This window comes from Streptomyces sp. NPDC028331, assembly GCF_055565775.1.
This window is the reverse complement of the sequence record NZ_JBVHTR010000003.1, coordinates 148,424-169,176: the sequence shown is the minus strand read 5'-3', so window position 1 is coordinate 169,176 and position 20,753 is coordinate 148,424. Positions and strand designations below refer to the sequence as shown.

The 20,753-nt window shown below is 71.0% G+C and carries 17 protein-coding genes; 8 read left to right on the top strand and 9 right to left on the bottom strand.

Annotated elements, in window-relative coordinates; genetic code table 11:
- Positions 1–44: 44 nt before the first annotated feature.
- The 3 genes from ACZ4SW_RS04845 to ACZ4SW_RS04835 form a co-directional block, all read right to left on the bottom strand.
- Complete coding sequence (locus ACZ4SW_RS04845; protein WP_468237978.1) at positions 45–2,327, bottom strand: ABC transporter permease; 2,283 nt, start codon at positions 2,325–2,327, stop codon at positions 45–47.
- Between the two features lie 61 nt (positions 2,328–2,388).
- Positions 2,389–3,147, bottom strand: coding sequence for an ABC transporter ATP-binding protein (locus ACZ4SW_RS04840; protein WP_468237976.1), 759 nt, complete (start codon positions 3,145–3,147; stop codon positions 2,389–2,391).
- The gene (locus ACZ4SW_RS04835; protein ID WP_468237974.1) at positions 3,144–3,659 is read right to left on the bottom strand and encodes a PadR family transcriptional regulator; all 516 of its coding nucleotides are present in this window, start codon (positions 3,657–3,659) and stop codon (positions 3,144–3,146) included. Before ACZ4SW_RS04835 ends, ACZ4SW_RS04840 begins: the two co-directional genes overlap by 4 nt.
- Positions 3,660–3,780: 121 nt before the next feature.
- Here ACZ4SW_RS04835 and ACZ4SW_RS04830 point away from each other — a divergent pair, with 121 nt between their 5' ends.
- The 5 genes from ACZ4SW_RS04830 (at position 3,781) to ACZ4SW_RS04810 (ending at position 10,430) form a co-directional block, all read left to right on the top strand.
- On the top strand, positions 3,781–5,052 hold the full coding sequence (locus ACZ4SW_RS04830) for an ABC transporter substrate-binding protein (RefSeq protein ID WP_468237971.1): 1,272 nt from the start codon (positions 3,781–3,783) through the stop codon (positions 5,050–5,052).
- 167 nt (positions 5,053–5,219) lie between these two features.
- Positions 5,220–6,866 carry a glycoside hydrolase family 13 protein gene (locus ACZ4SW_RS04825; RefSeq protein ID WP_468237968.1) on the top strand — a complete coding sequence of 549 codons (1,647 nt, stop codon included), beginning with the start codon at positions 5,220–5,222 and terminating at the stop codon, positions 6,864–6,866.
- A 37-nt stretch (positions 6,867–6,903) separates the two neighbouring features.
- Positions 6,904–8,229 (top strand): ABC transporter substrate-binding protein, encoded by a 1,326-nt coding sequence (locus tag ACZ4SW_RS04820; RefSeq protein ID WP_468237965.1) that lies wholly within the window; start codon positions 6,904–6,906, stop codon positions 8,227–8,229.
- Positions 8,230–8,235: 6 nt separating this feature from the next.
- Complete coding sequence (locus ACZ4SW_RS04815) at positions 8,236–9,594, top strand: ABC transporter permease (RefSeq protein ID WP_468237962.1); 1,359 nt, start codon at positions 8,236–8,238, stop codon at positions 9,592–9,594.
- Complete coding sequence (locus ACZ4SW_RS04810; protein ID WP_468237959.1) at positions 9,591–10,430, top strand: carbohydrate ABC transporter permease; 840 nt, start codon at positions 9,591–9,593, stop codon at positions 10,428–10,430. The genes ACZ4SW_RS04815 and ACZ4SW_RS04810 overlap by 4 nt, the downstream gene beginning before the upstream one ends.
- 69 nt (positions 10,431–10,499) lie before the next feature.
- On the opposite strand, the gene ACZ4SW_RS04805 is transcribed toward ACZ4SW_RS04810, so the two are convergent.
- The 6 genes from ACZ4SW_RS04805 to tkt all read right to left on the bottom strand — a co-directional run bounded on the left by ACZ4SW_RS04805 (position 10,500) and on the right by tkt (position 17,792).
- Positions 10,500–10,991: a lamin tail domain-containing protein gene (locus tag ACZ4SW_RS04805; RefSeq protein WP_468237957.1), complete on the bottom strand. Its 492-nt coding sequence runs from the start codon at positions 10,989–10,991 to the stop codon at positions 10,500–10,502.
- A gap of 159 nt (positions 10,992–11,150) precedes the next feature.
- Positions 11,151–11,933 (bottom strand): 6-phosphogluconolactonase, encoded by a 783-nt coding sequence (gene pgl, locus ACZ4SW_RS04800; protein ID WP_468237953.1) that lies wholly within the window; start codon positions 11,931–11,933, stop codon positions 11,151–11,153.
- Complete coding sequence (opcA, locus tag ACZ4SW_RS04795; protein WP_468237950.1) at positions 11,930–13,018, bottom strand: glucose-6-phosphate dehydrogenase assembly protein OpcA; 1,089 nt, start codon at positions 13,016–13,018, stop codon at positions 11,930–11,932. Before opcA ends, pgl begins: the two co-directional genes overlap by 4 nt.
- A complete protein-coding gene (gene zwf / locus ACZ4SW_RS04790) occupies positions 13,015–14,547 on the bottom strand; it encodes a glucose-6-phosphate dehydrogenase (protein WP_468237947.1) in 1,533 nt (510 codons plus the stop codon). Before zwf ends, opcA begins: the two co-directional genes overlap by 4 nt.
- Before the next feature lie 4 nt (positions 14,548–14,551).
- Positions 14,552–15,670 (bottom strand): transaldolase, encoded by a 1,119-nt coding sequence (gene tal, locus ACZ4SW_RS04785; protein ID WP_468237945.1) that lies wholly within the window; start codon positions 15,668–15,670, stop codon positions 14,552–14,554.
- 34 nt (positions 15,671–15,704) lie between these two features.
- Positions 15,705–17,792, bottom strand: coding sequence for a transketolase (gene tkt, locus ACZ4SW_RS04780; protein WP_468237942.1), 2,088 nt, complete (start codon positions 17,790–17,792; stop codon positions 15,705–15,707).
- Positions 17,793–18,161: 369 nt separating this feature from the next.
- Here tkt and ACZ4SW_RS04775 point away from each other — a divergent pair, with 369 nt between their 5' ends.
- The 3 genes from ACZ4SW_RS04775 to ACZ4SW_RS04765 all read left to right on the top strand — a co-directional run bounded on the left by ACZ4SW_RS04775 (position 18,162) and on the right by ACZ4SW_RS04765 (position 20,749).
- Complete coding sequence (locus ACZ4SW_RS04775) at positions 18,162–19,148, top strand: heme o synthase (protein ID WP_468237939.1); 987 nt, start codon at positions 18,162–18,164, stop codon at positions 19,146–19,148.
- Between the two features lie 79 nt (positions 19,149–19,227).
- Entirely contained in the window at positions 19,228–19,563 is a 336-nt protein-coding gene (locus ACZ4SW_RS04770; RefSeq protein WP_468237937.1) for a hypothetical protein, read from the top strand.
- A gap of 79 nt (positions 19,564–19,642) precedes the next feature.
- A complete protein-coding gene (locus ACZ4SW_RS04765; protein WP_468237934.1) occupies positions 19,643–20,749 on the top strand; it encodes an amidohydrolase family protein in 1,107 nt (368 codons plus the stop codon).
- Positions 20,750–20,753: the final 4 nt, after the last annotated feature.

Sequence of the window (20,753 nt, the reverse complement as noted above, 5' to 3'; positions counted from 1 at the left end):
GGCGGGGGCGGGCGGCACCGGCCGCCCGCCTTCCGGCTCTGCGCTCAGGCCACCGCGCTCAACGTGTCGGCGAGCCTGCGCCGGGCCGCACGGGCCGCGGGCAGGGCGGCGAGCGCGGCGGCTCCCGCCACGGCCGCGGCCCCGAACAGCAACAGGAGCACGGGGGAGGGGCCCTGGGCCAGGCCCGCGCCGATACCGCTGGAGCGGCCCTGTGCGTCGATCAGCCAGTGGGCGAGGGGCAGACCCAGCGCCGTACCGGCCACCACCGCGGCCAGGGCGGTGCAGGCGGTGGCCGTGACCGTGATCGCCGTGATCTGGCGCGGGGACAGACCGATCGCCTTGAGCGCCAGGAGGTCCCGTTCGCCCTCGCGGACGGTGCCGCCGATCGCGGTCAGCAGTTCGACGATCCCGATCAGTGCGAGGACGGCGATCAGGCCGGCGACGACTCCGCGCAGCGGGGAGAGGCCGTCCGCGGGGTTCGCGACCGGGTGCACGTCCAGATGCCCGTGGGCGGCCGTGGCCAGGTCGTCGGCGACGCGGTGCGGGTCGGCACCCGGGCGCAGCCGGAGCTGGTACAGGGTGGGGCGCAGGCCCGGGTCGTTCTCGCGCAGGGTGTCGAGCGAGGTGGAGATGACCCGGCCGACGTTCTCCGGCTCGATGCTGCGGCCCACGATGTGCAGGATCTGCGGCTGGTCGCCCACGGTCATCCGCACCCAGTCGCCGACCCGCACATCCAGCAGATCGAGCAGCCCCTGCCCGGCCACGGCCTCGTCGGGGCCCCGCGCGGGACGGCCCTCGGCGAGGGCGTAGGGGTAGGGGTTCTGGCGTGTGCCCAGGCCGCGCAGGGCGATCGTGGCCGTCTGGCCCGGCACCAGGGCGGCCACCTCGACGCCCGGGTACGCGTCGGCGACCTGCCGGTCGCGTGCCAGCAGGGCGCGGGTGGCCGCCTCGCCGAGACCGGTGTCGGGGCGGACGGTCAGGGCGGCGGCCAGTCCGACCTCGTCGGGCCTGGAGTGGAAGCGGTCGATGGTGGTCCACGCGCTCATCGCCACCACGATCAGCAGCAGCGGCAGGGCGAGCCGGGCGACCGTGGCCAGGGACCGTGGACGGCGTGCGAACGCCCGGTGCCAGCCCAGGACCAGCGCGGGCGGCAGCCGCAGGCCGAGGGCGCCGCGCGCCAGGACGGTCAGACGCCCGCCGGCCGGCGCCGCGGGCCGTGGAACCGGCACCGGAGGCACCCGTCCCGCCCGCCAGGCCGCGAGCCCGGTGGTGGCGGCGATGAACAGCACCGCCCCGGCCGGAACGGCGAACAGCGCCACGGTGTGTCCCGGCAGGCCCTGCCACACACCGACCGCGTCCCCGAAGCGCCCCGGCACCCGGCGGCCCAGCCCCTGCGTGAGCGCCGCCGCGGCCACCGCGCCGAGCAGGGCGTACGCCACGTGCTGGAGCAGGAAGACGCGGACCACCTGGCCGGGCGTGAAGCCGATCGCCTTCAGCACCGAGATGTCCCGCAGGTGCCCCCGCACCCGGGTGCCGATCGCCCCGTGCACGGCGAACCCGGCCGCCACCAGCGCACCCAGACCGAACAGGCCGAGGACCTGTCCCAGCAGCCGGTTGTCGCCCTGTGCCTCCGCCCGCGCCTGCTGCCAGGTGGAGACCTCGCTGACCGCGCCGGCTCCCAGCACGGTGACGGCGCGCTGGACGGTGTAGTCGGTGTCGCCGGGGTCGGTCAGGCGCAGCCCGGTCACCTGGCCGTCGGCATCGCGCACGGCGGACGGCGGCGCCCACACGAGTCCGGGCTGTTCCCCGGGGCGGTAGCGGGGCTCGGCGCTGTCCGCGATGCCCACCACGGTGAGCGTCCGGGCCGTACCGGCCACCGTCAGGGTGTCCCCGGGCTCGGCCAGCAGCGCCCGGGCGAGCCGGCTCTCCAGCACCACACCGTCGGGGTGTGCCGGATCCAGCCAGTGGCCCGAGGTGAGCAGTGGGCGGCCGATGGAGGGCTGCCCGGTGGTGGCGCGCAGTTCGACGGAGGCGCGGGTGCCGCGGGAGGCCAGGGTCGTGTACTCGGTCGCGTAGGGCCCGGCGACGGATTCGACGCCGTCCAGGTGGGTGAGCTGGGCCACATCGGCGGAGCGCGCGGTGTGGATCCACACGTGCGCTCCGCGCGCCTGCGTGAAGATGCGCTGCCAGGGATTGGTGGCGTACCCGAACAGGGCCGTGGCCAGCAGCAGGGAGGCGACGATCCCGGCCGTGGCGAGCACCATGAACAGGGCCTCGCCGCGGTGCGTGCGCAGATCGGAGTGCGCCCAGCGCAAGGTGGCTCGCACCGGCCTCAGTCCCTCGGTCCCGGGAGGGCGCCCGAGCAGGTCAGGTGGTCGTGCACCGCACTCAGTCCTTCAGCTCCAGCACGCCGGAGACGCCGGAGGCCCCGGCCCGGCGCGGCGGCGTACCGTCGAGTTCCGCGTCGTCGACGATGCGCCCGTCGAAGAAGCTGATCACCCGGTCGGCGGCGCTGGCCAGCCGGGCGTCGTGGGTGACCAGGACGATGCTCTGGCCGCGCTGGTGGAAGCGGGACAGCAGGCGCATCACCTCGCGGGTGCCCTTGCTGTCCAGGCTGCCGGCGGGCTCGTCGGCGAGCAGCAGCGGCGGATGGTTGACCAGGGCCCGGGCCAGCGCGACCCGCTGCTGCTCACCGCCGGACAGCTCGCCCGGCATGCTGCGCTCCTTGCCGGTCAGGCCCAGCTCGTCCAGCAGCGCCTCCCGCTCGGCCCGCGCCTGCTTCGGCGGCACACCGGCGAGCAGGGCGGGCAGCTCGACGTTGTCCGCGACCGACAGGTCGGAGACCAGGTTGAAGAACTGGAAGACGATCCCGATGCGTTTCCTGCGCTCCACGGCCCAGCGGGCCTCGCTGTAGGAGTCGGTGCGCTCGCCGTCCAGCCAGATGCTGCCGCCGTCCGGCCGCTGCAGCCCGCCGAGCAGGTGCAGCAGCGTCGACTTCCCGGCGCCGGACGGGCCGGTGACGGCCACGAACTCGCCCCGTGACAGGCTGAGATCGACCCCGCGCACGGCGTGCGCCGGGGCGCCCTCGCCGTAGTGGGTCTTGACCAGGCCCTCGGCGCGCAGCAGAGGAGTGGGGCGCTCGCTCATTCCAGCTCCTCCAGTTCCTCCTGGCACCGCTCCAGCCAGTCGAGGTCGGCCTGCAGGTGCAGCATCGCGCCCTCTATCAGCAGGTGGGCGATACGGTTGTCGCGGTCTTCGGCGGCGGCCAGTCTCGACAGGTCGCGCATGGTGTTGAGGTACTGGCGCCGCTGTTTGTTGATCAGTGTGATCTGGTCGGCGAGACCGGTGCGCGGGGCGAGTGCCAGCTTCATGAAGAACTCGTCCCGTACCCGCGGCTCGTCCTCGGTCTCCTCGAACCAGGCGTGCAGCGCCTCCCGCCCGGCGTCGGTGAGGTGGTAGACCTTCTTGTTGGGCCGGCTGGACTGCTCGACGTCCTCGCCCTCGATCAGTCCCGACTTCTCGAGGCGGCCGAGGGTGACGTAGATCTGGCCGACGTTCGGCTGAGGGTACGCGGAGCCCAGCAGTTGCTCAAGGTCCTGCTTGAGCTCGTAGCCGTGGGCGGGGCCGCGCGCGAGGAGTGCCAGGAGGGGCAGGCGCACTCGTGCTGTCCTCCTGTCCTCGGGATGTGCTCCAGGCCCTAGTATCGCGCATACCTAACGGGTATACATGGCCTCTGACCCCGGGCGAGGGTGCCCGGTGCCGGTGTACAGGGAGGAACCTATGCGGTGGATACGCGCCGCCGGTAGGGGCCTCCTCGTCCTCGCCGTGGTCATGACCGGTTACGTCGCCTCCGGCGCCCGGGCCGACGAGGGGAACGCCGGCGGCCGCGGCCCGCTCACCCTGGCCACCGCGGGGGATCTCACCGGCTACCTCGGCCCCCTCCTGCAGGGCTGGAACCGCACCCACCCCGGCGAGAAGGTCACCCTCGTCGAGCTGCCGGACTCCGCCGACGAGACGCACGCGCAGATGACCACCGACCTGCGCGGCGGCGACCGCAGCCGGTTCGACGTCCTCAACATCGACGTCGCCTGGACCTCCGAGTTCGCCGCGGCCGGCTGGATCCGCCCGCTGCCGCGCGAACGCTTCCCGCTCAAGAGCTTCCTGCCGCCGGTCGTCGACACGGCCACCTACGACGGACGGCTCTACGCGGTCCCGTATGTCACGAATGCCGGGCTTCTCCTGTATCGCAAGGACATCCTCGCCAAAGAGGGCGTCCCGCCGCCGCGCACCTGGGCCGAACTGGAGCACGACGCCAAGACCATCGCCCCCAAGTACGGACTCGACGGCTACGCGGGCCAGTTCCTGCCGTACGAGGGCCTCACCGTCAACGCGGCCGAGGCCGTGTACTCGGCGGGCGGCACGATCCTCGGCGACGAGGGCGCGCGCGTCACCGTGAACTCGGCCGCGGCCCGCGAGGGCATCGGGTTCCTCACCCGCGGGGTGCGCGAGGGATGGATCCCGAGGAAGGCGCTGACGTACAAGGAGGAGGAGTCCAAGCAGGCCTTCCAGGAGGGCCGGCTGCTCTTCCTGCGCAACTGGCCGTACGCGTACGTCGCCGCCTCCGCCCCGGGCTCGAAGGTGGCCGGGAGGATCGGCGCCGTCCCGCTGCCGGGGCCTGACGGCCCGGGGACGAGTGTCCTCGGCGGCTCCAACCTGGCCGTCAACACCCACGCACGGCACCCCGAGTCGGCCGCGCGCCTGATCGCGTATCTCACCAGCGAACGGGTCCAGCGTCAGGTGCTCACGCGCGGCGCGCTGCCGCCCGTGCGCGCCGCGCTCTACGACGACCCCGGACTCGTGCGGCGGTTCCCGTACCTGCCGACCCTGCGTGCCGCCGTGCTCGCGGCCGCACCGCGCCCCAAGAGCCCGCGCTACGACCAGGTCAGCCTGGCGGTGCAGGCGGTGGTGCACGACGCCCTGACGGGACAGGAGACGCCCGAGTCGGCGGTGCGGCGCCTGGCGCGCGAGCTGGCCGCCATCTCGCACCGATAGTTACTTGTTAGGTAACGCCGAAGTCTCATCTGCCTTCCTGGTGACCCGATAAGTCCGGATTTGTTTGGCCAACCCCCCAGTAGCTTCTGTTCTGTTCATTGACACCTCCGTGAAACTGCTACCTAACATGCATGCATAACCGTTAGCACGCACAGACAGGTCCCGGGGTGAGTCCCAAGCACATCGACACCCGTCGCTGGTGGCGCGACGCAGTGATCTACCAGGTGTACGTCCGCAGCTTCCTGGACAGCACCGGCGACGGCATCGGCGATCTGGCCGGCGTCAGGGCCGGGCTGCCGTACCTGAAGAAGCTCGGCGTCGACGGGATCTGGCTGAGCCCCTTCTACCCCTCCCCGCAGCACGACCACGGCTACGACGTCGCCGACTACTGCGACGTCGACCCCCTCTTCGGCGATCTCACCGAGTTCGACATGCTGATGGCGGCCGCCCGGCGGCTCGGCATCAAGGTGCTCCTCGACATCGTCCCCAACCACTGCTCCAGCGAGCACCCGTGGTTCCGCGAGGCCCTCGCCTCGCCGCCCGGCAGCCCGGCCCGCGCCCGCTTCCACTTCGCCGACGGCCGCGGCCCGGACGGCTCCGAACCGCCCAACAACTGGCACGCCATGTTCGGCGGCCCGGCCTGGACCCGGATCACCGAGGCGGACGGCCGCCCCGGCCAGTGGTACCTGCACATGTTCACGCCCGAGCAGCCCGACTGGAACTGGCGCAACCCCGAGGTCCCCGCCGAGTTCGACCGGGTGCTGCGCTTCTGGCTGGACCGCGGCGTCGACGGCTTCCGCATCGACGTCGCCGCCGGCCTCTTCAAGCACCCCGAACTGCCGGACTCCCCGGACCCGGAGGCCGACGCCCGCACCCGCGACTCGGTCAACCCGCTCGCCTGGAACCAGCCCGAGGTGCACGACGTGTGGCGGCACTGGCGATCGGTCTGCGAGGAGTACACGGCGCGCGACGGCCGCGAGCGCCTGCTGGTCGGCGAGGTCTCCGTCCCGACCGCCCGCGAGCACGCGCAGTACGTCCGCCCGGACGAACTGCACCAGGCGTTCTTCTTCGACCTGCTCAGCGCCCCCTGGGACCCCGACGCCTTCCGCAAGGTGATCTCGGAGGCCATGCAGGACATCGCCGGCACGGGGTCCACGGTCACCTGGGTCCTCAACAACCACGACCAGGTCCGCACCGTCACCCGCTACGGAGAACCGACCCCGCAGGGCAGCGGCCTCGGCACCGCCCGCGCCCGCGCCGCCGCGCTGCTGATGCTGGCGCTGCCCGGGGCCGCGTACATCTACCAGGGCGAGGAGCTCGGCCTGCCCGAGGTCGTCGACCTGCCCGACGACGTGCTCACCGACCCGATCTTCCGCCGCACCGGAAGCCGCGCCCGTATCCGCGACGGCTGCCGGGTGCCGCTGCCGTGGTCCGGGCAGGCCTCCCCATTCGGCTTCACCTCCGGCGCGGAGAGCGCGAAGCCCTGGCTGCCGCAGCCGTCGTACTTCGCCGAGTACGCCACCGACCGCGCCCTGGCCGACACCCGCTCCTTCTGGCACCTGTACCGCGACGGCCTCCAACTGCGCTCCTCCCTCCCGCAACTGGGAGAGGGCACCCTGCGCTGGCTGGACGCCCCGCCCGGGGTCCTCGCCTTCGTACGCGGCGACGACCTGGTCTGTGCCGTCAACTTCGGCACGGCCCCCACGCCCGCGCCGGTCTCCGGCACCCCTCTGCTGGCCAGCGCCCCCTGTCCGCCCGGCGTGCTCCCCGGCTCGACGGCCGCCTGGTGGATCAGCGACGGCACCGACCTCTGACCCCGTCCAACTCCCCATCCCCGAAGGGACATCAACGATGATGCGACGACGTACCACCCTGCTCACCGGCTGCACCGCGCTCGCCCTCGCACTCGGCGCGACCGCATGCGGCGGCGGCCCCGTCACCGCGGGCGGCGGTGACAAGGCGCTCAGCGGCCAGACGGTCACCGTGGCCGGCGTCTGGACCGGCAGCGAGCAGAAGAACTTCCAGAAGGTGCTGGACGCGTTCACCGCGAAGACCGGCGCCAAGACGCAGTTCATCTCCACCGGCGACAACGTCTCCACCGTGGTCGGCAGCAAGATCGAGGGCGGCAACGCGCCGGACGTCGTGATGGTCCCGCAGGTCGGCGTGCTCCAGCAGTTCGCCAAGAAGGGCTGGCTGAAGCCGCTGTCCGCGACCACCGAGAAGTCGGTCGACAGCAACTACGCGCCGGTGTGGAAGAAGTACGGCAGCGTCGACGGCACCCTGTACGGCCTGTACTTCAAGGCCGCCCACAAGTCGACCGTCTGGTACAGCCCCGACGCGCTCAACCAGGCCGGGGTCAAGCCGCCGAAGACGTACGACGAGATGCTCAAGGCCGGGCACACCGTCTCCGACTCGGGCCTCGCCGCCTTCGCCGTCGCGGGCGAGGACGGCTGGACCCTCACCGACTGGTTCGAGAACATCTACCTCTCCCAGGCCGGTCCCGAGAAGTACGACGCGCTCGCCACGCACAAGCTCAAGTGGACCGACCCGAGCGTGGTCAAGGCGCTCACCACGCTGGGCAAGCTGTTCAAGGACAAGCAGCTCATCGCGGGCGGCCAGAAGGAGGCCCTGAACACCGACTTCCCGGGCTCGGTCGAGAAGGTGTTCGGGCCGAAGCCCGAGGCCGGAATGGTCTACGAGGGCGACTTCGTGGCCGGTGTCGCCCACGACCAGTTCGGCAAGACGATCGGCAAGGACGCGAACTTCTTCCCGTTCCCGTCGGTCGACGGCGGTACGGCGCCGGTCGTCAGCGGCGGTGACGCGGCGGTCGTCCTGAAGGACGGCAAGAACGCCCAGGCCGGCATGAAGCTCCTGGAGTACCTGGCGACCCCCGAGGCCGCTGCCGTGTGGGCGAAGGCGGGCGGCTTCCTGTCCCCGAACAAGAAGCTCGACCTCGCCTCCTACGGCGACGACGTGACGCGCGCGACCGCCAAGTCCCTGATCGCTGCGGGCGATTCGGTCCGCTTCGACATGTCCGACCAGGCTCCGGCGGCCTTCGGCGGCACCAAGGGCGCGGGCGAGTGGAAGCTGCTGCAGGACTTCCTGCGCGACCCGTCGAACCCGAAGGCGACCGCGGCCCGGCTCGAGGACGCGGCGGCCAAGGCCTACCAGGGCTGACCGGACATGACCGCCACGCTCGTGAAAGAGGCGAGCCCGCCGACCGCCGCCGGTGCCGCCGCAAGGCGCCGCACCCGGCGGCGGGGGCGGATCATCGCCCTGCTGTTCGTGTTCCCCGCGCTGCTGCTGCTCGGTGCGCTCGTCGTCTACCCGGTGCTGTTCTCGGTCGGCCGCAGCTTCTTCGACGCCTCCGGCACCCGGTTCGTGGGCGGGGACAACTACGCCGAGATGTTCCGCGACCCGGCGACGCTGAAGGCCATCCGCAACACCACCATCTGGGTGGTCGTGGCCCCGGCGCTGCTCACGGGCCTCGGCCTGATCCTGGCCGTGCTGGTGGAGAAGGTCCGCTGGGCGACGGCGTTCAAGCTGCTGCTGTTCATGCCGATGGCGGTGTCCTTCCTCGCCGCCGGCATCATCTTCCGGCTCGCCTACGACCAGGACCCGAACAAGGGGGTGCTGAACGCGGCCGCGGTCTCGATCCACGACGCCTTCGAGGGCACGTCGTCGTATCCGACGGCGCGGGCGCGCGAGGGCCAGGGCCTGACGCAGGGCCGTGACGGGTCGTATGCGACGACCGCGGTCGCCTCACCGGGTGACTCGGTGACGCTCCCGATGGTCGGCGTACTGCCCAAGGACCTGCCGAAGGATGCCTCGTCCGCGTACCCGGCGGCCGGGAAGAAGGCCGCGGCGGACGAACTGCGCGGGGTCGTGTACCTGGACTTCACGCCCGGTGGGGGAGGGAAGCAGGGGAAGGTCGACCCGCGGGAGAGCGGGCTGCCCGGGATGAAGGTCGAGGCCGTGCGGGACGGACGGACGGTCGCGAGTACGACGACCGCGGCCGACGGCTCCTTCCGCTTCCCGGGGCTGAAGTCCGGCTCGTACACGGTGAAGCTGCCGGCGTCCAACTTCGCTGCGCCGTACCAGGGCGTGTCCTGGCTCGGGCCGACGCTGGTCACGCCCGCGATCATCGGGGCGTACCTGTGGATCTGGACCGGCTTCGCGATGGTGCTGATCGGCGCCGGACTGTCGGCGCTGCCGCGTGACGCGCTGGAGGCGGCGCGGATCGACGGGGCGAACGAGTGGCAGATCTTCCGGCGGATCACGGTGCCGCTGCTCGCGCCGGTGCTGACGGTCGTCTTCGTGACCCTCGTCATCAACGTGATGAAGGTCTTCGACCTCGTCTACATCATCGCGCCCGGGCCGGTGCAGGAGGACGCGACCGTGCTCGCGACGCAGATGTGGCTGGTGTCGTTCGGCGGCGGCAACAACCAGGGCCTCGGCAGTGCGCTGGGTGTGCTGCTCCTGCTGCTGGTGATCCCCGCGATGGTCTTCAACGTCCGGCGTTTCCGAAGGAGTCAGCGATGAACGCGGTGAGGCGGGGGCTGGGCAACGGCCTGGTGCAGGCCTTCCTGGTGGTGGTCGGCCTGATCTGGCTGACCCCGCTGGCGGGGCTGTTCGTGTCGTCGCTGCGGTCGTCGCAGGACACGGCGAAGGGCGGCTGGTGGACGGCGCTGACGAGCCCCGGCCAACTGTCCTTCGATAACTACTCGACGCTGCTGAAGAACTCCGGGATGACGCAGGCCTTCTGGAACACCGTGCTGATCTCGGTGCCGGCGACGGCGCTGGTGGTGGTGCTGGCCGCACTCGCCGGGTACGCGTTCGCGTGGCTGGACTTCCCCGGGCGGGAGCCACTGTTCCTGCTGGTGGTGGCGCTGCTGGTGGTGCCGGTGCAGATCGGTCTGCTGCCGGTGGCGAAACTCTTCGGCGCGCTGGGCCTGTTCGGCACGATCCCCGGCGTGGTCCTGTTCCACGTGGCGTACGGGCTGCCGTTCGCGGTGTTCCTGCTGCGGAACTACTTCGCGGAGATGCCGAAGGAGATGCTGGAGGCGGCGCGGATGGACGGGGGGAGCGAGTGGCGGATCTTCACCCGGCTGGTCCTGCCCGTGGGGCGGCCGGCCATCGCCAGCCTGGCCATCTTCCAGTTCCTGTGGGTGTGGAACGACATGCTGGTGGCGCTGCTGTTCGCGGACAGCTCGTCGCAGCCGCTGACGGTGGAACTGCAGTCGCAGATACGGCAGTTCGGCAGCAACATCGACGTACTGGCGCCCGGGGCGTTCCTGTCGCTGATCGTGCCGGTGGTCGTCTTCTTCGCGTTCCAGCGGCACTTCGTGCAAGGCGTGATGGCGGGCTCGGTCAAGTGACCGGGCCGGCTGCGGCGACGCGTGCCGGGGGCGGCCGAAGAGTCGGCCGTCCCCGGCACGCGTGTGCCGTCAGCCGTGGAAGGTGATGTAACCGTTGCCGTCCCGGTCGTCGCGGGACTTGGTGTAGGCGTGGGTGTCCGCATGGGCACCGGACGGCTTGTACAGGTAGATGGTGTCCTTGTCGTTGTTCCAGATGAAGTTGCAGTTCTGGCGGTAGACGACGTTCCCCGCGTCCGAGTCGGTGCCGTGGCCCCCGCGCAGGTTCACGTAGTCGCCGGGCTGGAGGTAGTGGTTGGCGGGGAAGGTGAACCGGTTGCCCGCGGCGTCCTTGACGACGTAGCCCTTCAGGTTGACCGTCGTGCTGCGCGAGTAGTTCTTGATCGTCAGGTACTCGCTCTTGGTGTTGCCCGTGCGGCAGTTGTTGGAATCCGGCCCCGGTGCGTCGTACTGGACGCCCCTGATCTTCAGGGCGGAGGAGTACTCGGTGGCCTGGGCCGGGCTCGCGACGACGACGGCGAGCGCCGCAGCCGTGACGGCCGCCAGGGCGAAGCGTATGCGCATGAGGTCCCCCCTCGATGGTGCGGTTGTCGGGCCAGGAGCTTACACAAAAGTTGACCAGTACATGGATATCTGGTGCAGAAAATGTGAAGGCCCTGGTCGAGGGGAGGCGGCTGAGGCGACGGGGGCGGCAGTCGGGTCGTCCGGTGCCGCCCCCGTTCCTCACGGCGATGCCGGTGGGTACAAAGAGCGCGGCAGTTGCGAGGCCGCCGCCGCGTCCAGCAGCCACAGCGTGCGCGAGCGGCCGTACGCCCCCGCCGCCGGCGCCTGGATCTCACCCGCACCCGACAGGGCGATCGCCGCCGCCTGCGCCTTGTCCTCGCCCGCCGCCAGCAGCCACACCTCACGCGCCGCCCGGATGGCGGGCAGCGTGAGGGAGATGCGCGTGGGCGGCGGCTTCGGTGCGCCGTGGACGGCGACGACCGTGCGGTCCGTCTCCCGCACCGCGGGCAGCTCCGGGAACAGCGACGCCACGTGCGTGTCCGGGCCGACGCCCAGCATCAGCACGTCGAAGGTGGGCACCGGGCCATGGTTCTCGGGACCCGCGGCCCGGGCCAGTTCCGCCGCGTACGCCTCGGCCGCCGACTCCACGTCCGCACCGTACGGGCCGTCCGACGCGGGCATGGCGTGCACGCGCTTCGGATCCAGCGGCACGGCATCCAGCAGGGCCTCGCGGGCCTGGGTCACATTGCGCTCGGGGTCGCCCTCCGGGAGGTACCGCTCGTCACCCCACCAGAGGTCCAGGCGGCCCCAGTCGACGGCGTCCCGGGCGGGCGCGGCGGCCAGCGCGGCGAGCAGGCCGTTGCCGTTGCGGCCGCCGGTGAGCACGACCGACGCGGAGCCGCGCGAGGCCTGCGCGTCCACGATCTTCGTGATCAGCCGGGCCGCCGCGGCCTGGGCCATCAACTCCTTGTCGCGGTGCACGACGAGCTGGGGAGCGGTCACTTGGCGGCCGCCTTCTTCGCCGGGGCCCTCTTGGCGGCCTTCTTCGCGGGTGCCTTCGCGGCCGTCTCCACGGGGGCCTCTACCGCCACCGGCCCCTGAGCCACCGGCTCTCGGGCCGCGGGCTTCTCGGCCGGCTCGTGGGCCGCAGCCTCGGCGGCCGCGGTGTTCAGCCGGTCCACCCCGTACCGCAGCGCCGACGCGTACGTGTCGTCCGGGTCCAGCCGCCGCAGCTCCTCCGCGATCAGCTCGGACGTCTCGCGGCGCTTGAGCGCCACCGCACGGTCGGGCTGCCCCTGGATGGACAGGGTCGCGAGCGAGCCGTCCGCGCGGCCGAGGGTGATCGGGCCGCAGGTCGTGTCCATGCGGACCGCGGTCAGGCCGGGACCCGAGGAGAGCGAGCGCTTCACCGGGACGTCCAAGCGGTCCGCCAGCCACATCGCCAGGAGTTCGCAGCTCGGGTTGAACTCCTCGCCCTCCACCTCGACCTTCCTCACCTCGCAGGTGACCTGGTCGAGGGCCGCGGCCAGCATCGACCGCCAGGGCGTGATCCGGGTCCACGACAGGTCCGTGTCGCCGGGTGTGTAGGCCTCGGCCCGGGCGCTCAGCTCCCGCACCGGCGCCTCCGCGGTGTACGAGTCCGTGACCCGGCGCTGCGCGAGCGCGCCGAGCGGGTCGTTCGCCGGGTCGAGCGGCGCGTTCACCGGCCACCAGGCGACGACGGGCGCGTCCGGCAGCAGCAGCGGCAGCACCACGGACTGGGCGTGGTCCACCACCTCGCCGTACAGCCGCAGCACCACCGTCTCGCCGGTGCCGGCCTCCGCGCCCACCCGCACCTCCGCGTCCAGGCGCGAGGACGTACGGTCGCGGGGGGAACGCGAGACGCGCTTGATGACCACGAGAGTGCGCGAGGGGTGCTCGCGCGAGGCCTCGCTCGCGGCCTTCAACGCGTCGTAGGCGTTCTCCTCGTCGGTGACGATGACCAGCGTGAGCACCATGCCGACGGCGGGCGTGCCGATCGCTCGGCGGCCCTCCACCAGCGCCTTGTTGATCTTGCTGGCCGTGGTGTCCGTGAGGTCTATCTTCATGGCCGGCGCCAGCTCCGTCCGTCTCGCTGAAGCATCTCGTCCGCCTCGACGGGCCCCCAGGTGCCGGCCGGGTACTGCGCGGGCCTGCCGTGCTTGTCCCAGTACTCCTCGATCGGGTCGAGGATCTTCCAGGACAGCTCGACCTCCTCGGTCCGCGGGAAGAGGTTGGCGTCACCCAGCAGCACGTCCAGGATCAGGCGCTCGTACGCCTCCGGGCTGGACTCCGTGAAGGACTCGCCGTAGGCGAAGTCCATGGACACGTCCCGGATCTCCATCGAGGTGCCCGGCACCTTGGAACCGAAGCGCACGGTGACGCCCTCGTCCGGCTGGACGCGGATGACGACCGCGTTCTGGCCCAGCTCCTCGGTGGCGGTGGTGTCGAAGGGGGAGTGCGGGGCGCGCTGGAACACGACCGCGATCTCCGTCACCCGGCGGCCCAGCCGCTTGCCGGTGCGCAGGTAGAACGGCACGCCCGCCCAGCGGCGGTTGTCGATCTCCAGCTTCACCGCGGCGTAGGTGTCGGTCTTCGACTTCTTGTCGATGCCCTCTTCCTCGAGGTACCCGATGACCTTCTCGCCGCCCTGCCAGCCGGCCGAGTACTGCCCGAACACGGTCGAGGCGCCCAGGTCCTTCGGCAGCCGGACCGCACCGAGCACCTTCGTCTTCTCCGCGGCGAGCGCGTCGGCGTCGAAGGAGGCCGGCTCCTCCATCGCGGTCAGCGCGAGGAGCTGGAGCAGGTGGTTCTGGATGACGTCACGGGCGGCACCGATACCGTCGTAGTAGCCCGCGCGGCCGCCGATGCCGATGTCCTCGGCCATGGTGATCTGCACATGGTCCACGAAGGACCGGTTCCAGATCGGCTCGAACATCGTGTTCGCGAACCGCAGGGCCAGGATGTTCTGGACGGTCTCCTTGCCCAGGTAGTGGTCGATGCGGAAGACCTGGTCGGACGCGAAGACCTCGTGCACGATCGCGTTGAGCTCCTCGGCCGACTTCAGGTCGTGACCGAACGGCTTCTCGATGACCGCGCGGCGCCAGGAGCCGGCCGACTGGTCGGCCAGGCCGTGCTTCTTGAGCTGCTGGATGACCACCGGGAAGGACTTCGGCGGCACGGAGAGGTAGAAGGCGAAGTTGCCGCCCGTGCCCTGCGCCTTGTCCAGCTCCTCGATCGTCCCGCGGAGCCGCTCGAACGCGTCGTCGTCGTCGAAGGTGCCCTGGACGAAGCGCATCCCCTGGATGAGCTGCTGCCAGACCTCCTCACGGAACGGCGTACGGGCGTGCTCCTTGACCGCGTCGTGGACCTCCTTGGCGAAGTCCTCGTCCTGCCACTCGCGGCGAGCGAAGCCGACGAGGGAGAAGCCCGGGGGCAGCAGACCGCGGTTGGCCAGGTCGTAGACCGCCGGCATCAGCTTTTTACGTGACAAATCGCCCGTAACGCCAAAGATGACCAGGCCCGACGGCCCCGCGATGCGCGGGAGCCGTCGGTCCGCGGCGTCACGAAGCGGATTCGCTCCGTGTACGGATGTCAAGGTTTCAGCCCTCCGAGGGCGCGAGGCGCTGCAGCTCCGCCTCGGTCGACTTGAGCAGGTCGTTCCAGGAGGCCTCGAACTTCTCGACGCCCTCGTCCTCCAGGAGCTGGACCACCTCGTCGTACGAGATCCCGAGCTCGGCGAGCGCGTCGAGGTCGGCGCGCGCCTGCTCGTAGGTGCCGGCGACGGTGTTGCCGGTGATCTCGCCGTGGTCCTCGGTGGCCACCAGGGTGGCCTCCGGCATGGTGTTCACCGTGTTCGGCGCCACCAGCTCGTCCACGTACAGGGTGTCCTTGTACGCCTTGTCCTTCACGCCGGTGGAGGCCCACAGCGGACGCTGCTTGTTCGCGCCCGCCTTCTCCAGCGCGCTCCACCGGTCCGAGGAGAAGACCTCCTCGTACGCCTCGTAGGCGAGCCGCGCGTTGGCGACGGCGGCCTTGCCGCGCAGCGCCTTCGCCTCGGGCGTGCCGAGCGCGTCGATCCGCTTGTCGATCTCCGTGTCGACACGGGAGACGAAGAAGGACGCCACCGAGTGAATCCTGGAGAGGTCCAGGCCCCTCTCGCGGGCCTTCTCCAGGCCGCTGAGGTAGGCGTCCATGACCTCGCGGTAGCGCTCCAGCGAGAAGATCAGCGTGACGTTGACACTGATGCCGTTGCCGATGGTCTCGGTGATCGCCGGCAGGCCCGCACGGGTCGCCGGGATCTTGATGAGGGTGTTCGGCCGGTCCACCAGCCAGGCGAGCTGCCTGGCCTCGGCGACGGTGGCCCGGGTGTTGTGCGCGAGCCGCGGGTCGACCTCGATGGACACCCGGCCGTCCTGGCCCTCGGTGGCGTCGAACACCGGGCGCAGGATGTCCGCGGCGTCCCGGACGTCCGCCGTGGTGATCATGCGGATCGCCTCTTCGACGGTGACCTTGCGGGCGGCGAGGTCGGTGAGCTGCTGCTCGTAGCCGTCGCCCGACGAGATCGCCTTCTGGAAGATCGTCGGGTTGGTGGTGACGCCCACGACGTGCTGCTGGTCGATCAGCTCGGCGAGGTTGCCGGACGTGATCCGCTTGCGCGACAGGTCGTCCAGCCAGATCGCGACGCCTTCTTCGGAGAGGCGCTTGAGTGCGTCTGTCATGGAAATTGCATCTCCTACGTGTCGTATATCAGCGTCAGCGCTGGGCTGCGGCGATCGATTCCCGGGCGGCGGATGCGATGTTCTCGGCAGTGAAACCGAATTCGCGGAAGAGCACCTTGCCGTCGGCCGAAGCACCGAAGTGCTCCAGGGAAACGATGCGTCCGGCATCCCCGACGTACTTGTGCCAGGTGAGCCCGATTCCGGCCTCCACCGCGACCCGCGCCTTCACCGACGGCGGCAGGACGCTGTCCCGGTACCCCTGGTCCTGCTCCTCGAACCACTCCACGGACGGCATCGACACCACCCGCGTCGGAACCCCCTCGGCCTGGAGCTGCTCACGCGCCTCGACGGCGAGGTGCACCTCGGACCCGGTGGCGATCAGGACGACCTGCGGCTCCCCGCCTTCCGCCTCGAACAGCACGTAACCGCCACGCGCGGCGTCCTCGTTCGGCTCGTACGTCGGCACGCCCTGACGGGTCAGCGCCAGGCCGTGCGGGGCGCCCTTGCCGAACTCCTTCGTCCAGCGCTTGAGGATCTCGCGCCAGGCGATGGCGGTCTCGTTGGCGTCGGCCGGGCGCACCACGTTCAGGCCCGGGATCGCCCGCAGCGAGGCCAGGTGCTCGACCGGCTGGTGGGTCGGGCCGTCCTCGCCGAGACCGATGGAGTCGTGCGTCCACACGTACGTCACCGGCAGGTGCATCAGCGCGGACAGCCGCACGGCGTTGCGCATGTAGTCGGAGAACACCAGGAACGTGCCGCCGTAGATACGGGTGTTGCCGTGCAGGGCGATGCCGTTCATCTCCGCGGCCATGGAGTGCTCGCGGATGCCGAAGTGGATCGTGCGGCCGTAGGGGTCCGCCTCCGGCAGCGGGTTGCCGGCCGGCAGGAACGAGCTGTTCTTGTCGATGGTCGTGTTGTTCGACCCGGCGAGGTCGGCGGAGCCGCCCCACAGCTCGGGGATGACCGCGCCCAGCGCCTGGAGCACCTTGCCGGAGGCGGCACGCGTGGCGACGCCCTTGCCCGCCTCGAAGACCGGGAGCTTCTCCTCCCAGCCCGTGGGCAGCTCGCCCTTGCTGATCCGGTCGTACTCGGCGGCGCGCTCGGGGTTGTTGTCCCGCCACTGCTGGAAGGACTTCTCCCACTCGGCCTTGGCGTCACGGCCCCGCCGCAGCGCCTCGCGGGTGTGCGCCAGGACCTCGTCCGCGACGTCGAAGGACTTGTCCGGGTCGAAGCCCAGGACCCGCTTGGTGGCCGCGACCTCGTCCTCGCCCAGCGCGGAGCCGTGCGCGGCCTCGGTGTTCTGCGCGTTCGGCGCGGGCCAGGCGATGATCGAACGCATCGCGATGAAGGACGGCCGGTCCGTGACCTTCTTCGCCGCCTGGATCGCGTTGTAGATGGCGTGCGGGTCGAGGTCGCCGTCCGGCTTCGGGGCGACGCGCTGCACGTGCCAGCCGTAGGCCTCGTACCGCTTGACCGTGTCCTCGGAGACCGCGGTCTCGGTGTCGCCCTCGATCGAGATGTGGTTGTCGTCCCACAGCAGGATCAGATTGCCGAGCTTCTGGTGGCCGGCCAGCGAGGACGCCTCCGCGGAGATGCCCTCCTGCAGGCAGCCGTCGCCGGCGATGCAGTAGATGAAGTGGTCGAAGGGGGACTCGCCCTGCGGGGCGTCCGGGTCGAACAGGCCGCGCTCGTAGCGGGCGGCCATCGCCATGCCGACGGCGTTGGCGACGCCCTGGCCCAGCGGGCCGGTCGTCGTCTCCACGCCCACGGTGTGCCCGTACTCGGGGTGGCCGGGGGTCTTCGAGCCCCAGGTGCGGAAGGCCTTGAGATCGTCCAGCTCCAGGCCGAAACCGGCCAGGTAGAGCTGGGTGTAGAGGGTCAGGGACGAGTGGCCGGCGGACAGCACGAAGCGGTCACGGCCCACCCAGTCGGCGTCGGCCGGGTCGTGGCGCATCACCTTCTGGAAGAGGGTGTAGGCGGCCGGAGCCAGGCTCATCGCCGTACCCGGATGGCCGTTTCCGACCTTCTGTACGGCATCGGCGGCCAGGACGCGCGCGGTGTCCACCGCACGCTGGTCCAACTCGGTCCACTCGAGGTCTGTGGTGGTCGGCTTGGTGCTCACCCTGGGTCAGGGCTCCTCTCCACATGTCGAATGCCGGTGCACTGGGCGCCCACCGGCCGCTGCTGAGCCTACCCCCGTAAGTACGTGCGTCTTTTCGAGTCATTCCAGACTGCCGGGAGTCCCGGAAGTACGCCTCTCGACCCGCCATATCCGTAGTCGGCAACTGAATACGGAGGCGCTCATCCGATCGCTCAACGGAGACCGATCCGGCTCATGCGCCGAGACCCGTTCACCGGTCGCGCGGCCACCGCCCAACACGACCCACCCCCCGCGAAGGGCGCGCTTCGGGCAACGTCTAAAGTTGCGTGAGTACGCGCGAGCCTTTACTGGGCGTTCACGGCCACGGCTCGCTGGGAGTCTCTGTCAGGGGTGTGCGTGACGGCCGTCGAATCCCGTCCTGGGGGCACCTCCCAGGCCCTTAAGGCACTGGGGGAGGGGGTGCTCGGTGCGAGCGAGAGCCCGAGCCACCGGCCGTTCGGGGCCCGTGTCAAGGCGTTCGTGGCACTGACCAAGCCGCGGATCATCGAGCTGCTGCTGATCACCACCGTCCCGGTGATGTTCCTCGCGCAGCAGGGTGTGCCGGACCTGAAACTGGTCCTGCTCACCTGCATCGGCGGCTATCTGTCCGCGGGCGGCGCCAACGCGCTGAACATGTACATCGACCGCGACATCGACGCGCTCATGGACCGCACCTCGCAGCGCCCGCTGGTCACCGGCATGGTCAGCCCGCGCGAGTGCCTCGCCTTCGGCATCACGCTGGCGGTCGTCTCGACGCTTCTGTTCGGCCTCACCGTCAACTGGCTGTCGGCGTGGCTGTCGCTCGGGGCGCTGCTGTTCTACGTCGTCGTCTACACGATGATCCTCAAGCGCCGTACGTCGCAGAACATCGTCTGGGGCGGCATCGCCGGCTGCATGCCGGTCCTCATCGGCTGGTCCTCGGTCACGAACTCCATGTCGTGGGCGCCGGTCATCCTCTTCCTCGTCATGTTCTTCTGGACGCCGCCGCACTACTGGCCGCTGTCCATGAAGGTCAGGGAGGACTACGCGCGCGTGGGCGTGCCGATGCTGCCGGTCATCGCCTCCAACAAGGTGGTCGCCCGGCAGATCGTGATCTACAGCTGGGTCATGGTCGCGGTCTCCCTGCTGCTCACCCCGCTCGGCTACACCGGCTGGTTCTACACCGCGGTCGCGCTGGCGGCGGGCGGCTGGTGGCTGTGGGAGGCGCACGCGCTGCAGAACCGGGCGAAGGCGGAGGCCACCGGGGCCAAGCTGAAGGAGATGCGGCTCTTCCACTGGTCGATCACCTACGTTTCGCTGCTCTTCGTCGCGGTGGCGGTGGATCCCTTCCTCCGCTGACGGATCCCTGCGGGCAGCCGACGTACGTCACAGGGGAGTGCTCTCGCCAGCCGATCTACCCGTCGGTAGCATCCTGACCATGGCAGACACGCAGCAGGTTGACCCCAAGGACGAGCGCAGGGCCGCCCGGATCGCCCGGCAGATCGACTCCTTCTCCAAGGCCCACGGCGGTGCCGAGGGCCAGGTCGCGTACATCGGGCAGCGCGGGGCACGGATCGTGCTCGTCGGCGAGGACGGCACCTGGGGCGACCTGGTGGCGCCGACCTACGCCGTGGCCGAGAAGGCGGTGGAGAAGTCCGGCATCACCGTCCACGAGGCGTTCGACGGCGAGTTCGCGGGCAAGGTGAAGACCGGCCCCTACGAGTGGACGCGCATGGCGGGGATCCAGGTGGGCGGCAAGCGCACCACCCGCTAGTGCCGCGGCACTAGCAACACCTCACGCCGGTTTCACCCGTTAGGACCTTCGCAGGCACGGTCCAGTCACGGGAGTCCGGATGATCGAAACGCCGTCCCTGGTGGACCAGTACTGTCACGGCGTGCTCCGTACCGAGCTGGGTCTCGGCACCTTCGAGGCCCACCTCGCCCGCACCGAGGGCCCGCCCGCCGCCGGTACCACCCTCTTCGACACCCAGACGGGCTTCGCGGTGCGCCGCTGGTGCCCGCCGCTGCTCGGCCTGGAACCGCACTGCCCGCCCGCCCGCTACCTCGCCAGACGCCGGGAACTCGGCGTCCTGGAAGCGGGGCGCAGGCTGCTGCGCGGCAGCGGCATCACCACCTACCTCGTCGACACCGGGCTGCCCGGCGACCTCACCGGGCCCGCCGAGATGGCCACCACGGGGGATGCCGAGGCACACGAGATCGTGCGCCTGGAGCTGCTCGCCGAACAGGTGGCCGACACCTCCGGGACCGTCGAGGGATTCCTCGCCAATCTCGCCGAGTCGATCCACGGCGCGGCGGCGCACGCGGTGGCCTTCACCTCGGTGGCGGGCGTACGGCACGGCCTGGCGCTCGCGCCCGAGCCGCCGGGCCCGGGGGAGGTGAGGGGCGCGGCCGGGCGCTGGCTGGCGGGCCGCCGAGTCGGGGGCGCCCTGTCGGACCCGGTCCTGCTGCGCCATCTGCTGTGGAGCGCGGTCGCCTCGGGCCGGCCGCTCCAGCTCCACGCGGGCCTCGGCGAACCGGGCCTGCGCATCGACCGCACCGACCCCGTCCTGCTCACCGACTTCGTGCGCGCCACCGCCGGTCTCGGCACGGACCTCGTCCTGCTGCACGGCTACCCGTACCACCGGCACGCCGCCCACCTGGCCGGGGTCTTCCCGCACGTCTACGCGGACCTGGGCGCGGCGCTGGCGCGCACCGGCGCCCGCGCCGCCGCCGTCCTGGCCGAGGTTCTGGAGCTGGCCCCCTTCGGCAAGCTCCTCTTCTCCAGCGGCGCGCACGGCCTGCCGGAACTCCATGTGATCGGCGCCCGCCTCTTCCGTGAGGCCCTCTCCCGGCTGCTCGGCGGCTGGGTCGCCGAGGGCGCCTGGTCGCTGGCGGACGCCCAGCGGGTGGCGGGGATGATCGCGGCGGGGAACGCGCGGCGGGTGTACGGGCTTCAGTGAGCCG